General features: G+C 59.2%; 12 protein-coding genes. 9 read left to right on the forward strand and 3 right to left on the reverse strand.

Translation table 11 applies throughout. The features are described 5' to 3' along the window. The first annotated feature begins 31 nt into the window (after positions 1 to 31). Positions 32 to 1693, forward strand: a complete 1662-nt coding sequence (locus NKH60_RS25425; RefSeq protein ID WP_352873791.1) for a DNA polymerase/3'-5' exonuclease PolX — start codon at positions 32 to 34, stop codon at positions 1691 to 1693. Between the two features lie 21 nt (positions 1694 to 1714). Here NKH60_RS25425 and NKH60_RS25430 read toward each other — a convergent pair whose 3' ends face one another. Next, positions 1715 to 2353 carry a hypothetical protein gene (locus NKH60_RS25430; RefSeq protein WP_352873756.1) on the reverse strand — a complete coding sequence of 213 codons (639 nt, stop codon included), beginning with the start codon at positions 2351 to 2353 and terminating at the stop codon, positions 1715 to 1717. A gap of 374 nt (positions 2354 to 2727) precedes the next feature. On the opposite strand from NKH60_RS25430, the gene NKH60_RS25435 reads away from it, so the two are divergent. The 6 genes from NKH60_RS25435 to NKH60_RS25460 all read left to right on the forward strand — a co-directional run bounded on the left by NKH60_RS25435 (position 2728) and on the right by NKH60_RS25460 (position 8487). Further along, positions 2728 to 3042 (forward strand): alpha/beta fold hydrolase, encoded by a 315-nt coding sequence (locus NKH60_RS25435; protein ID WP_352873758.1) that lies wholly within the window; start codon positions 2728 to 2730, stop codon positions 3040 to 3042. A 1170-nt stretch (positions 3043 to 4212) separates the two neighbouring features. Next, positions 4213 to 5082, forward strand: a complete 870-nt coding sequence (locus NKH60_RS25440) for an MBL fold metallo-hydrolase (protein ID WP_352467862.1) — start codon at positions 4213 to 4215, stop codon at positions 5080 to 5082. A 354-nt stretch (positions 5083 to 5436) separates the two neighbouring features. Further along, entirely contained in the window at positions 5437 to 5889 is a 453-nt protein-coding gene (locus NKH60_RS25445) for a YidB family protein (RefSeq protein WP_352503351.1), read from the forward strand. 15 nt (positions 5890 to 5904) lie between these two features. Next, on the forward strand, positions 5905 to 6336 hold the full coding sequence (locus NKH60_RS25450; protein ID WP_352503350.1) for a TPR end-of-group domain-containing protein: 432 nt from the start codon (positions 5905 to 5907) through the stop codon (positions 6334 to 6336). A gap of 464 nt (positions 6337 to 6800) precedes the next feature. Beyond that, a complete protein-coding gene (locus tag NKH60_RS25455) occupies positions 6801 to 7007 on the forward strand; it encodes an alpha/beta fold hydrolase (protein WP_352873760.1) in 207 nt (68 codons plus the stop codon). 553 nt (positions 7008 to 7560) lie between these two features. Next, complete coding sequence (locus NKH60_RS25460; protein WP_352873762.1) at positions 7561 to 8487, forward strand: ArsR/SmtB family transcription factor; 927 nt, start codon at positions 7561 to 7563, stop codon at positions 8485 to 8487. Positions 8488 to 8713: 226 nt separating this feature from the next. Here the strand turns inward: NKH60_RS25460 and NKH60_RS25465 are convergent, their stop codons facing one another. Beyond that, a complete protein-coding gene (locus tag NKH60_RS25465) occupies positions 8714 to 9637 on the reverse strand; it encodes a glycoside hydrolase family protein (protein WP_352473704.1) in 924 nt (307 codons plus the stop codon). A 399-nt stretch (positions 9638 to 10036) separates the two neighbouring features. Between NKH60_RS25465 and NKH60_RS25470 the strand changes: the two genes are divergently transcribed. Further along, complete coding sequence (locus tag NKH60_RS25470; protein WP_352873764.1) at positions 10037 to 11209, forward strand: glycosyltransferase family protein; 1173 nt, start codon at positions 10037 to 10039, stop codon at positions 11207 to 11209. A gap of 2 nt (positions 11210 to 11211) precedes the next feature. After that, positions 11212 to 12354: a UDP-galactopyranose mutase gene (gene glf / locus NKH60_RS25475; RefSeq protein WP_352467893.1), complete on the forward strand. Its 1143-nt coding sequence runs from the start codon at positions 11212 to 11214 to the stop codon at positions 12352 to 12354. 139 nt (positions 12355 to 12493) lie between these two features. Here the strand turns inward: glf and NKH60_RS25480 are convergent, their stop codons facing one another. Beyond that, positions 12494 to 13660 (reverse strand): glycoside hydrolase family 1 protein, encoded by a 1167-nt coding sequence (locus NKH60_RS25480; RefSeq protein WP_352503346.1) that lies wholly within the window; start codon positions 13658 to 13660, stop codon positions 12494 to 12496. Between the last annotated feature and the right edge of the window lie 196 nt (positions 13661 to 13856).

Below are 13856 nucleotides of genomic sequence, written 5' to 3' on the forward strand. Positions count from 1 at the left end.
CTGCGGAGATCGGCCTCGTTTGGCTGAAGCCATGGCAAAAACCGATCCGAGGACCGTCGCCAGTCTTTTGAGGGAATACGCGCAACGGGCGTCTATGCGCGACGACAATCCCTATCGCATAAAGGCATACTTGCGCGCGGCAGACAGTCTGACGGCGCTGTCGCAGCCGCTTGATCGGATCATCGCCGCCGGCGCCCTCACCAACATCCCGGGGATCGGTGAAGCGATCGCAGACATCGTGACCAAGCTTTACCAAACCGGCACGCACCCGAGCCTTGAGAAGCTGCGCGAGGATGTTCCAGCGGGCGTGATGGAGCTGTTTGCCATACCCGGGCTTCGTCCTGATAAGATACTGAAGCTTCATCAGGCGCTCGGCGTGAACTCGCTGGCCGAGCTCGAGGCCGCAGCAAGAGAAGACCGCATACGCCCAGTCAAAGGCCTCGGCGCCGCGCTCCAGACAAAGCTCCTGCAGAACCTGGCCATCGTGCGAAGCGGCGAAACGCAACTTCACCTGCACAAGGCCGCCGCCCTTCTCGAACATGCGGTCATATCGGTGAAGCAACAGCATCCAGAGTTTTCGCGCGTCGAGATTGCAGGCGACTTCCGGCGCGGTTGCGAGCTCGTTTCCGATTTCGCCCTGGTAGCGCAGGCCAGAAAATCGACTGGAATCGAGGATACGACCCTCAGGCTTGTTGTCACGGACAGGAAGCACTTTGGCGCGAGCCTGCTCGAAGCAACCGGTTCGGCAGACCACCTCAAGCAACTGAAGACGTTCGCGGCCGACAAGGGGTTCACCCTAAACGCCGACGGGCTTCATCGCGGGAGAAAGCTGATCGCGTCAGCGACAGAAGAAGAAATCTACCAAGCTCTAGACTTGCAGTTTATCGAGCCTGAATTGCGCGAAGGCAGGGACGAGATTGAGCGGGCGGCAAAGCAGAAGCTACCCGCCCTCATTCGGGATGAAGATCTGCATGGCATCCTGCATTCTCACACGACCGCATCCGATGGCACCGAAACGCTTGAGGCAATGGCTGAAGCCACGCGCAAGCGCGGTTTCGAATACTATGGTGTCGCCGATCATTCGCAGTCCGCTCACTACGCAGGCGGCCTTTCGTTGCAGGAGATTGCTGAACAGCACCGCGAAGCTGACCGGCTGAACAAGGCATACAATGGAAAATTTCGCATACTGAAGGGCATCGAGGCGGACATCCTGGCGGATGGCTCGCTCGATTACCCGAATCACATCTTGGAGCTGTTCGATTTCGTCGTCGCGAGCGTGCACAGCCGCTTCAAGTTGCCCAAGAAGGAACAGACGGAGCGTATCATCGAGGCGATCGGAAATCCTCGGACGACAATCATCGGGCACATGACCGGTCGCCAGCTGTTGCGCCGACCCGGTTATGATCTCGACGTCGACAAAGTCCTCAAAGCGTGTGCGAAACACGGCGTCGCTGTCGAAATCAACGCACATCCGTGGCGACTCGACCTCGACTGGCGCTGGCATCAAAAGGCACTCGATCAGGGCTGCATCTTCAGCATCAATCCGGACGCTCATTCGATGCGCGAGCTCGACCACATGCATTGGGGTGTCGAGATGGCGCGCAAGGGCGGTGTCCCTGCGAAGCGGGTCCTGAATGCGATGCGTTTGACGGCCCTTCTTGCGCATCTCGAACGCCGCAGGCAAACGTTCTAATCTGCTTATGCGCCCGGCCTATCAGCGCAGGAGTCCGTCCTTCTCAAAATCTTCCCAGCCGCGCAAATTGGAGTGCGAGTTCTCATCGTGGCCATAGCCACCTGAAGCTGCAGTTCCGCGACCGCTTCTTTGAGCACGTTTCATAGCGGCCTTCCCCGCGGCTCGCCGCCTATTGTCTGCAGCTGTCGCTGCGTCCTGTTCGCGCCAGACTGTTACCAGGTCGCGGTCAAGCACATCCTCCACGTGCTGCGGGTCGAACACGTGAAAGGTGATGTTCCTTGCCCGCCCGCGGAGTTTCACCGTTTTCGTCCCGGCGCTCTGCAAGCGACCATCTTTCAGCCAGCGGTGCCGTTCGGCCGTCGAGATCGTCAGAATGTCCTCGATTTCACGGGGGATTACGGGCAGGTCTTCGATATTCTGCAGTGCTTTGGATACGATCCCGAATACCACCTGCACATCATTCTCGGCGCCCTGAGACACGCGCAGGGTAAGCACGCGGGACTCGATATGGAGCAGTTTCCTGAAGTCCGCTGGAAGGCGGGCGCGTATTTCGAGAAAAATACCCCTCGCTCTGACGGACGATCCAAACGTTGCAGCCGGGGTCAAAGGCCACTCTCCAATCAGCTTCGCTGTTGCATTGATTTTACGGCGCGTGGACATGCCCCTTTATATAGGTCCCCGATAGTCGGCAGCGATGAGCCGATCGCAAAGCCAACATGAGTTCTAATCCGCCAGCGGTCTGAACCACGATGCCCAAAGGCGCAACCACGATTGTGAGCGGGGCCGTTTGCAACTTCGGCTAACAGGAAACGGCAGAGTTGATCTCGAAGTGCGATATCAGGCGCGTCGCCGCCTGGCGGCTTTTTGGGGGCCGTTTGCTGTCCGTCCGGTTATTGCCGAGGGACCAGTTAAAGCCGCCGTTCGGCTCACGACCTCTTCGCGGAATACAAGGCAAGTTCAGATCCCGCGGAAGTCGACATTGAACTGCCTCTCCGTTTACACGTTTGGCAAATGTTGCGAATGGAGGGAGTTGCATGTTTGAAGGTTTCTCGCTGGAGCAGATCAAACTTCCGGAAGCGACGCTCAGAGTGCGGGTTGGTGGAAGGGGCCACCGCTTCCTGATGCTGCACGGTCATCCTCGCACCCATGCCACTTGGCATCGCGTGGCGCCGATTTTGGCTGAGGAATACACCGTAATTTGCCCTGGTCTTCGGTGCTCGCCCTTGCGGTGTGTCGCAACACAATCAGCGCGTCCGGTTTGCCGTGAACAGATCTTGCTGATGCACCAGTTCGTCCGCGACGTGCTGACGGAGGCGGCGTGTGCCATTCGGGTGGATGGCCGAAAATAACCCCACCTCTGCATGACGCGAATTGTCCCAGCCCGGGTAGGCCGTTATCGGGTACAGGCAAATACCCTCGAATCGATGCTCCGACGCCCATAGCGGCACGCACCTCGTCGCGGCATACATAGTGGAGCCAAGCCGGCCCGCCGGATCCCTCTGAGCCGGTCTCGGCAATGAACATCGGCTTACCGTACCGATGAGCAACCTCGAGCAACATTTCCGACAAAGCGCGGTACTCATGGTGTCCCATCGATATCGTCGGCCCGTTTATTTACCATTGATTGTGCGGCTAGAAATTCAGGCCCACGACATCGACAACATCTTCGCTCCCGCCCAACTCAGGTTCGACGCGGCCCAGCAACATGTCGTAAGCTTCGAACTGCCCCTGACGGGCGTTTTCGGCCCGACCCCGTTCGCTGCGGGTCCGGTCACGAGGAGCGATTTGGATAAGGGGCTCGGCCCAGACAAATCTGCAGGCGGGGTCGATCTCCCGCATTGCACGAACACCCGCGATGGCAGCCTTCACGAGATGCCGCTTGAACCATCCACGTTTGTTCGGCCCCACGCGGGAAATAGCCGACCTCAACAGCCCATGCGAAAAAGGAGATCTAGTTGATGGGACACAACAGAGGCGGTGTTCCGGCGATCGAACGCTGTACGCTCACGGCTTCTGCCGCGAACGAGGCATAGGCATCGATGAAATGCAGCGATCGCTGATCGACATGGTCTGGAGATCCGTAATGGAAGATGTCCCAGATAACCTGGACACCTGCCGATCGGGCCGCCTTGACCATTGGCGCCCAACTTGACCAGTCATAGGCGAAGCTTGCGGAACCGGAGCCTCCACCTGGTGCTCGTCCATACGCCCCACTTCGCTCATTCGAAGTCTTCTTTCAGCAGTCGGCTTCGAACTCGGCCGCCTTGTTAGGACCGGGAACCGCGTTGGCGAAATACCGCATCCAATGGGGCGCGCCATCTTCGTTGCTCAGTCCAGCTCGTCCTGGCGCGACCGGGTAATGCCGAACCGATTTGGTCGAGCCTTTGTTCCTGTGGTGGACTGTCCGGAGCTGGGTGGCGAAGGAGGAACAAGGAGGGCCGTGCCAAGTTCGGGGCGATATACCACCGCCGCCGATCGACTCGAGCGGCTGCTCAGCAACAAGAGAGGCACGGGATCACATGACCGTTCAGATTCGACTTTCCGAGATCGACCACGCCAGGCGCGAGGATCGTGGCGACGGCGCTTGGAGCATCGCACCGGACTTGGGCTATTTGCGCCTAGCAATCGTCAATGTCGTGTTCTTCGGCGCACCGGGCAGCGGAGATCGGAACTGGATGCTGATCGATACCGGGTTGCCGACGTCCCGCGGCAGCATTCTTGCGGTCGCGGAAAAGCGGTTTGGCACGAACGCACGGCCGGCCGCGATCATCCTGACCCACGGCCATTTCGACCATGTGGGAACGGTTCTAGACCTCGCGAATAGGTGGGACGTGCCTGTCTTCGCGCATCCACTCGAGCGCCCCTATCTGGACGGAACCGCGTCCTATCCGCCACCGGATCCCTGGGTCGGGGGTGGACTGATGGCGCTGCTTTCGCCGCTTTTTCCACGGGGGCCAATTGATCTTGGCAACCGTTTGGAACTCCTACCTGCCGACGGATCGATCCCCGGAATGCCCGGATGGCGATGGCTACACACACCCGGGCACGCTCCTGGGCATATCTCGCTCTGGCGCGAGGAGGACCGCTCGCTGATCGTAGGGGACGCTTTCATCACCACCGGTCAGGAGTCAGTCTATGAGGTCGCCGTTCAGGATCTTGAGATGCACGGTCCGCCGCGCTACTTCACGCCGGACTGGGATGCGGCGGAAAGATCCGTGAAGCACCTGGCTGCCCTGAACCCGCACATGGTCATCAGTGGACACGGTGCGGCTGCTGCGGGAGTGGGCATGCGTCAAGCTCTTGACAGCCTGGCTGAGCGGTTCAGGGTGTTCGCCGTCCCGCCGAAATTGAAATTCGTGCGCGAGCCGGCGGCAGTCCTAGGTAGCTGAGGCTAACTGAGCCGCCGTCGTTCTGAAGTATGATCAAGTTGGGCAGACTCTATCTCTCGAGCCGGTAGAGTTACCCGTCGGGTCGCGCTTTCCATCGTCGCGACAAACTCTGACAAGCGGAACAAACCCGGGAGGCGCCGGGTTAGGGTCGCTCGATCGGCGCAGGGCGACTGCGGCCAAGCGCCCTGAAGTTCTGCGTCAGGAGAAGACGTCAGATGGAAAACGAGTACCCGAAGGACGCGTCCTCTCCGCCCGCGAGCCGACCGGCAATAAGTTGTTCGAGTCCACACGCGTCGGCATCCGCCAAGACTTGGCTTTGATTCGCTCATCGGCCAAAACCGTGGAGGAGACCAAATGGCAAATCTGGGAAGATTGGCGATCGCGATGCTTGGCGTTCTGGCATACCAAAACCGCGACAAGCTCTGTGAATTGATTCCGGGAGCGGGGTATCTTAACCCAAACGACCCGCAACGCAGAATTCTGGCTCAGATAACGAATGGCGTGTCGAGGGCTGACCTTGGTGAGATCCTCGACCGGTTCAGGGAGGTGGGGGCAGGATCGAAGGTCGACTCGTGGGTTGGCAGCGGGCCAAACCAACCGATTGAGCCAAGGGACGTCCAAGCGGCAATGGACGAAGGTACACTCACGTCCATTTCGATGCAGACGGGTCTTTCGCGCGAGGAGCTAATCAGAAGGATTGCGCGGGATCTACCCGAGACAGTCAACGAGATGACGCCGAATGGTGAATGGCCGCCTGAGCCGACACATGGCTTGGATAAGTCGACCCTGCTCGACAATGTATCCTAGGGGACACAGCCAGGAATGCAGCCGGCCAAGGCGAGATCCAGGGTGGCAACTCTACACCGGGGGACGCTCCTGCGCGATCGCCTTCATCCGCTCGCGAACCAAGGATCTGTTTCGAGCGCGCCGAACGCGCAACTGGCCGCCATCCTGAAAATGCGGCACCGCTGCATCGCGGCGCCCTCGCTCGCGTATATCGGTGAGCGGAAGAAGGCGCGTTCCTGGCTGGCCAGAGCGCTGGCGATCGATCCGGACGACTTCGTGACGCAGTACAACGCCGCTTGCATGTATTCCGTGCTCGGGGAAGTGGAGGAAGCGGTGCGGTACCTGGAAAGAGCCGTCGGAGGAAGCGTGAGTCAGAACGTATTGGAACGAATCCGTCACGAAGTCGATTTCGACGCCATTCGCGATCACCCGCGGTTCGTGCAGCTTCTTAGTTCACTTGGCTTGTGACGCACAGCTGTACTTGCACAAGCTTCGGCCTGCCTAGCAGCCGCGTTCGGTTTGGGTGGCGGATTCAACTGATCGCAGCAACACACGCTCTTTTCTGAAAGATGGAGTGTGAGCCATGAAGCAGCGAAGTCGCATCTGCTACTCGGCCGCTCAGCGCCTGAGATTTGGGTTCGATGGCAGGCGGGCGAGTCGATGAGCTCGATCGGACGACGATTCGATCGGGAGTCTTCATCGGTCCGTTCTTGCCGCCGCGCCTGGGCCTTGCACTGGCGGGCTGCCGGCCTTGCCTGTCGCCGGTGGTGTTTTCCCGCACATTTTGCTGCTGCCGCTGCTTGTGCTGCTCACCTGGCCGCTCGCCATGGGCAAGTATTTCGCCCCGGCATCGTCTCTGCGGGGTTTGCTTCGTCGGCAAAGGACATCGCCAGCTGGCCTCACAGCTGCGGTCGATCGCGGCCGAATCGGGATTGATGCTGGCCGACGCGCTGGCCGGCGGCCGCTTCACCCGCTACAATGATCTGTTGATGCCTGCCGGCATTATTGCCGGGGCCGGCGACCGGTTGTTCGATGCGAAAGCCGAGGCTCTTAGACTACAATCGGAGATTCCTGGTTCGTTTGTCGATATCATCCCGCAGGCCGGCCACATGGTCCACCACACCGCACCGCACCGCTAGCTGTTCTCGCCATGGTGGACAGGGTCGCTGCCGCGGCCAGCATGAAGTAGGCCGGCACTGGCGCGATCCCGAGAAGTGGAATCGCGATTTTCGGAAAAGATCATGCTCAAAAGCAATAGGTAGAACCCCGTCCCGACTCTATCGGGTGGCGAATCCGATGATTTACTTCACGGCGGCACGCACTTCAGCGAACCGCATCCTGTGCATCCATCCGCGCCGGTTCGGCTAACATCGACGTCGAGGTCCCGTATCTTGGGGATTTGGCCAGGGGAACGGCCCCAATTCCGTGTTCGGCTTCTGCCTCTCTTTGTGGCTGCCAGCATCTAGTCGTCTGCAAATCGAGGCCACGGACTGACAAGCACCACCGCACTACAAGGAGCTGGCGGTCGGAGAACAAATGTAGACATGTCGCACCATCCTTGCGGGTACGGCTTGCGATGCATACTGACGGTCGAGGGCTTAATGTAACCAAATCAACGGCTCGGCGTTTCGGTCAGCGCCGTTGCAATGAGCGAAGCCATAACCTCTGTCACGAGCATAGACTGGCGATTTCATGAGTCGCAATTTTCTGGTGATCGAACCTGAGGAAGGAATTGCCGTGCTCAAGGGGCTTGCCTCCTCGGCGCGGATCTCGATGCTGAAACTGCTGCATGAGAAGGGGCCGATGAATGTCAACGAAATCGCCGCCGAGCTGTCGCTTCCGCAGTCAACCGTCTCGACCAATATCCAGGTGCTGGAGGATGCGGGGCTGATCCGCACCGAGAGCCTGAAAGCGAAGAAAGGCAACCAGAAAATCTGCTATCCGACCGCCGAAAAAGTGCTCATCGTGTTCAAGGGTGAGTATCGTAAGGTCAAGAACGACGCGATCGAAGTGTCGATGCCGATCGGGCTTTACACCGGCTTCGAGGTTACCGCGCCCTGCGGCCTTTGTTCGCCGGACGGCATCATCGGTCTGCTCGATGTGCCGAACACTTTCCTTGATCCGGACCGCATGAAAGCCGGTCTGCTATGGTTCACGCGCGGTTTTGTCGAATACCAGTTCCCCAACAATGCCAAGCTCGCCAATGCCGAGATCACCGGACTCGAAGTTGCGTTAGAGGTGTCTTCGGAAGTGCCGGGCACCAGCGCCGATTGGCCCTCGGACATCACGCTGACGATCAATGGCGTCGATGTCGGCACATGGACGTCACCGGGAGATTTCGGCGACAAGCGCGGCGTCTTCACGCCCTCCTGGTGGAAGCTCAAGGGCTCGCAATACGGCAAGCTGAAGACCTGGCGAATTGCCAAGGACGGCACCTATGTCGACGGCGTCAGGATTTCCGAAACCGGCCTCGCCGCACTCGATCTGAAGAGCCATCATTCAATCCGCGTCCGTATCGGCGTCAAGGACGACGCCGAGCGCCCCGGCGGGATCAACATTTTCGGCATGGGCTTTGGAAATTACGATCAGGACATCCTGCTCAGGATCAAAACCGCGTGAATCCACTGGCGGCGTGCTGCGCGCAATTACGGTCCACTGCCGAATTTCAGCTGGCAACGTCGTTTATGGCGACCAGCTTGCCTGAGGTGTATAGATGCCCCCGTCGCAAGCTTCGCCGACTGGCTGCGTATCACCTACTACCCTCAATCACCGGTATAAAGCGATCCCTCCCACCAACCGCCAGAGCGTTTCATCCTCCGTTCCGGCAAATGCCGGAACTTACCATCTAGGCAACTCTCGAAAGTATATGCCGATCCAGGTCACACTTTGCCAACCCGAACCGCCAGCGATGGTTGGTCGCCTCACGCCTGCTCTGGTAGAACAAGGTCAGTTGCCGGCCGTCGATCATCACCGTCGAATGGCCATTCTCGCCGGGCTCACCAGGGTCGAGAACGGGGCCAACGGAAACGTAGGGACCCTTGACGTCATCGGCGATGGCGAAGAAGACGCGCTGCCGGCTGCCGCGCGGACCTTCGGGGAGGAAGCAGGTGGCGTTGAGAAGCACACGACCGTCCGGCAGCTCGACGAGCTGCGCGCCTTCGATCCCCCATTCGTAATCGGGGTGCTCGCGCGCATTGTGATGCGGCACGTCGAGATGATCGAGTATCTTGCCGAGACGTTTCCATGGCCCGAACCAGGAATCGGATTGGCTGCGCGCCAGATAGACATCAGGCTGGGGCACCCTGGTGAATTTGGGCATGCCTGAATAGACGATATAGCGCTTGCCTCCGACGATTGCGGGGTGGGGATCGTAGATGCCGTCCTCATCGGTGTCGGGCAGCGACAATATCGCCGGATTGAGCACCACCCAATGAAAGCCGTCATTGGACACCGCGTGCTCGCAACGTCCGCCGGACTTCATGAATTCGGTCTGGATAAACATGTGGAAGACGCCGCACTCATGAATGACGCCGGGCGCCGCAATGCCAGATCCGGTTACCGGCAAAACGATCGCCTCGTGCTCTGTCCAGGGTCCATAAAGATCCGGCGCTGTGGCGTGGAGGATTTTCCAGCTCTCTGTTGTGACGGTGCCGCTGGAGCCGAAGACGTGCCAGAGCGTGCCGTCGAACACCGGACAAGGGTCCTTCAGATCATCCACAACCTGCGGGTGAAACAATGGAAAGACGTTGGTTTCAAAGTCGATCTTCATTCGCCAGCCATCCCTCGATTCGTCTCGGTCTCCATTCAAATGAACCACCGGCGCGACTCAGATGATTCGATTCCAAGCGTATTTATAGCTCCGCTGATGAACGGTTGTTGAACGATTGAAGGATTTGAACCGCTCTGTGGCAAAGGGCCACATTTGGGGAGCCCGACCTGACGCGAGGGGCTTCATCATGTGGATCGAATGGGGGCGGCCGGCTCGCCCCTTCTCTGTTGAGCCGTCGCAAGTGGAGCGGACGGCTGGTCTCGCCCGAGACAGTTTGGAGCTATGGAACAACTTATCGGGATGGAAGTTATATAGAAGGCTGCGAACTTCATGTCAAAGCTGCCTCGATTGACTTTTGTTAGTCGAGGCATTTTGTAACTATATCGAAGGATAATCTACATGGAAATGGCGGCGGGCCGGGCCAAAACACCAAAAAACCCTGTACAACCGTCTATTTTAATTTGCTTTTCACACCTCCGATGGAACTTCGTATATCAGAGACCACAACACATTCTGACCCTGGCGTCAAAACAGCAACAGCTAATTTACTTCGAAGAGCCAATCTTCGATGAGAGGCGCCACCCTTCGATGCGGGTGCACAATATTACCCCCAAGATCAGAATAGTGACGCCGCTGATCCCAGTTGGTACTTCCGCGACCAGGGCGGACGCAATCCAGCGCAGGTTCGTCGATCAGATCCTCGCCTCCACGCCGCATGACCGATTGACGAGCTGGTATTACACGCCCATGGCGCTACGCTTCAGCGATCATCTCGCCTGTGACGTCTGCGTCTACGACTGCATGGATGAACTCTCCGCGTTCAAAGACGCTCCCGCAGAGTTGACGCAGTTGGAAAAGGCGCTGTTGCAACGTGCCGATGTCGTCTTCACGGGCGGGCAGAGCCTCTACGAGGCCAAGCGCAGCTTGCATCGGGCGATCTTTCCCTTCCCGAGCAGCATCGACGTTACCCATTTCCATCAGGCTAGGGCGCCAGGTGAAGACCCGTTCGATCAGGCCGACATACCTCACCCGAGGGTGGGGTACTTCGGGGTCATCGACGAACGGCTCGACCTTGAACTTATCGCGCATGCGGCTGCGGCAATGCCAGACGTGCATTTTGTCATGCTCGGCCCTGTCGTCAAGATCGATCGGGCGAGCCTTCCCACGGCAGGCAACCTGCATTGGCTGGGCGGCAAGTCCTATGCAGACCTGCCGAACTATCTCAGGCATTGGAGTGCCGGCTGGATGCCGTTCGCGCTCAACGAAGCGACCCGCTACATCAGCCCGACCAAGACTCCCGAGTTTCTTGCGGCAGGACTGCCGGTGTTGTCCACGGCGATCGTCGACGTTGTGCGTACCTACGGCGTCGAAGGCCTTGTCGAGATTGTCGAGGCGGAGGACATCGAGGCCAAGCTTCGCTCGATCCTGGCCCACCCCCGCGATTTCCTGGTGAAGAAGGCCGACGCCTACCTCGCCGACATGTCCTGGGAGAAGACCTGGAGCGCGATGGCTGCCCACATCGAGCGCGCCCATGCGATGAAGAGCGTCGTCCCATTCCTGAGGAGGGCGTGAGCGTGTTCGACTGGTTGATCGTAGGGGCCGGTTTCGCCGGCAGTGTGCTGGCCGAGCGTATCGCATCGCAACGGCAGGAAAGCGTCCTGATCATAGACCGACGAAATCACGTCGGCGGCAATGCCTATGACTGCTACGACGAGGCGGGAATACTAATTCACCGTTACGGGCCTCACATCTTTCACACCAACGCCCAATCGATCGTCGACTATCTGTCGCAATTCACGCAATGGCGGCCTTACGAACATCGCGTGCTGTCGCTTGTCGATGGAAAGCTGCTGCCGATACCGATTAATCTCGACACCATAAACCGCCTCTACGGCCTTGAATTGACGTCCGAGCAGCTGCAGGACTTCTTCACTTTCCGACGCGAAACGGTCAAAGAAGTCCGCACCGCCGAGGACGTCGTGGTGAGCACAGTAGGCAGAGAGCTCTACGAGAAATTCTTCCGCGGCTACACGAGGAAGCAGTGGGGTGTCGACCCTTCCCAGTTGAGCAAGTCAGTGACGGCGCGAGTCCCGACCCGGACCGATCGCGACGATCGGTATTTTGGCGACAGCTTCCAGAACATGCCGGCAGGCGGGTATACGCGCATGTTTCAGCGCATGCTGGATAGTCCCAAGATCAAGATCATGCTGCAGACCGACTACCGCGAAATTCGCGACAAGATCCCCTTCCAGCAGATGATCTATACCGGTCCGATCGACGAGTATTTCGACTGGAAGCTTGGTCGCTTGCCCTACCGTTCGCTGCGCTTTGAGCACACGACGCTTGATTGCGAGCAGTTTCAACCGGTCGCCGTCGTCAACTATCCGCAGACGGAAAAATACACACGGATCACCGAGTACAAGCATCTGACCGGTCAGCAGAGTCCGAAGACCAGCCTCACCTACGAATACCCCACCGACGTCGGAGATCCTTATTACCCGGTGCCGCGGGCCGAAAACGAGGCTTTGTACAAACGATACGAAGCTTTGGCCGCGGCGTGCCCGGAGGTCTGGTTCGTCGGACGTCTTGCAACATATCGCTATTACAATATGGATCAGGTGGTCGGCCAGGCATTGGCTACGTTCGGGCGCATTCAGACACGCCTGCCAGCAAACGGGATGCTCGTCACGCCGACGCAGCGCGAGGCGGCCGAGTGAATGATGCGCCGGCCTGACCGGCGTCGGGCGACCCACGGCCAAAGAGGCCAACGATGTTTCTCGGCTTCTCGGCGAACAGCTCTAGATATGCTGTGCTGTTGATGCAGCTGAAAAGCGCGCACTGTTCGTATCAGCGAGGCTATAGCGCGCTTGCTTGTTGTTCCTCAAACGCCAAGAACGATTGGCGCTGGCGCTCCAACTCGTCCGCAAGTGGCTTGCGAACAGTGCGCGAGCCGTCCGCATGAATGGTGGAGAACAAGCCGACTTCGGCGTGGCGCGAATTGTCCCAACCTGGGTAGGCCGTCACCGGGTACAGGCATATACCCTGAACAGGTGCACCGAGGCTCGTCGCATCGCGCACTTCGTCGCAAACGTAGTGAAGCCAGGCTGGCCGGCCTGAACCTTCGGCGCCGGTCTCGGCGATGAACATCGGCTTCTTGTATCGTTCGGCGACCTCGACCAGCAATTCCGAAAGTGCACGGTATTCGTGGTGCCCCATCGGTATCGTTGGGCCATTCAAGTACCATTGGTTGTGCGGATAGAAGTTGAGGCCGATGACGTCCACAACGTCCTCGCTGCCGCCCAACTCCGGTTCCACGCGCCCGATCAGCATGTCATACGCCTCGAATTGGCCCTGGCGAGCATTTTCGGCGCGCCGCCGCTCGGGGTGAGTACGGTCACGAGGAGCAATATGGATCAGCGGTTCAGCCCAGATGAACCTGCAGCCGGGTTCGGCCTCCCGCATGGCCCTCACGCCGGCGACCGCTGCCCTGACAAGGTGTCGTTTGAACCATCCACGCTTGTTCGGCCCGACGCGGGGGAAATAGCCGACCTCCACAGCCCATGCGAAAAACGAAATCTCGTTGATCGGGCAGACCAGGGGAGCCACCCCGGTAGCGGAGCGATGAACCCGAACAGCTTCCGCGGCGAAACGGACGTAGGCCTTGATAAACCCCGGGCCACCTTGGTCGATATGGTCTGGCGAGCCATAGTGGAAGATATCCCAGATAATCTGCACCCCGGCCGCCTGGGCTGCTTCGATCGCCGACGTCCAACTCGACCAGTCGAAGACTCCGGGCGCTGTTTCAATCAGGTGCCAGCGCAAGCCGTCGCGGATCGTGCGAAGCCCAAGGTCGGCACAACGGCGATAGTCGGCATGTGCATGGATGTCATGTGAGGTCGCGCGGATCAGATCAAGACGGGCCCCGTCGGCGCGCCTGTGGGAGGAACACTCGAAACCAGCCATGAAAAAGCTGTCGAACCCGGAAGAGCCTGCCGTGGGCCGACGAGCGGTATCCTCGTTCATACCAACATCCTGTCGCCCAAGGCGTGGGCAAGTAATCGCATTCGCAGTCCCCCATTGTCAGTTCCGGTGGCCTAGTCGAAACCGGTCGGCCACCACCACGTCGACGGCTCGGCGGCTGCGGTGTACACGTGTGCCTGGATTGGCGAATACAACCAAGCTCCAATCCCGTCTGCCGGGGGCCGCGGTCGCGTCGATT

This window comes from Mesorhizobium sp. M1006 (genome assembly GCF_040318825.1).
Taxonomy (GTDB): domain Bacteria; phylum Pseudomonadota; class Alphaproteobacteria; order Rhizobiales; family Rhizobiaceae; genus Mesorhizobium.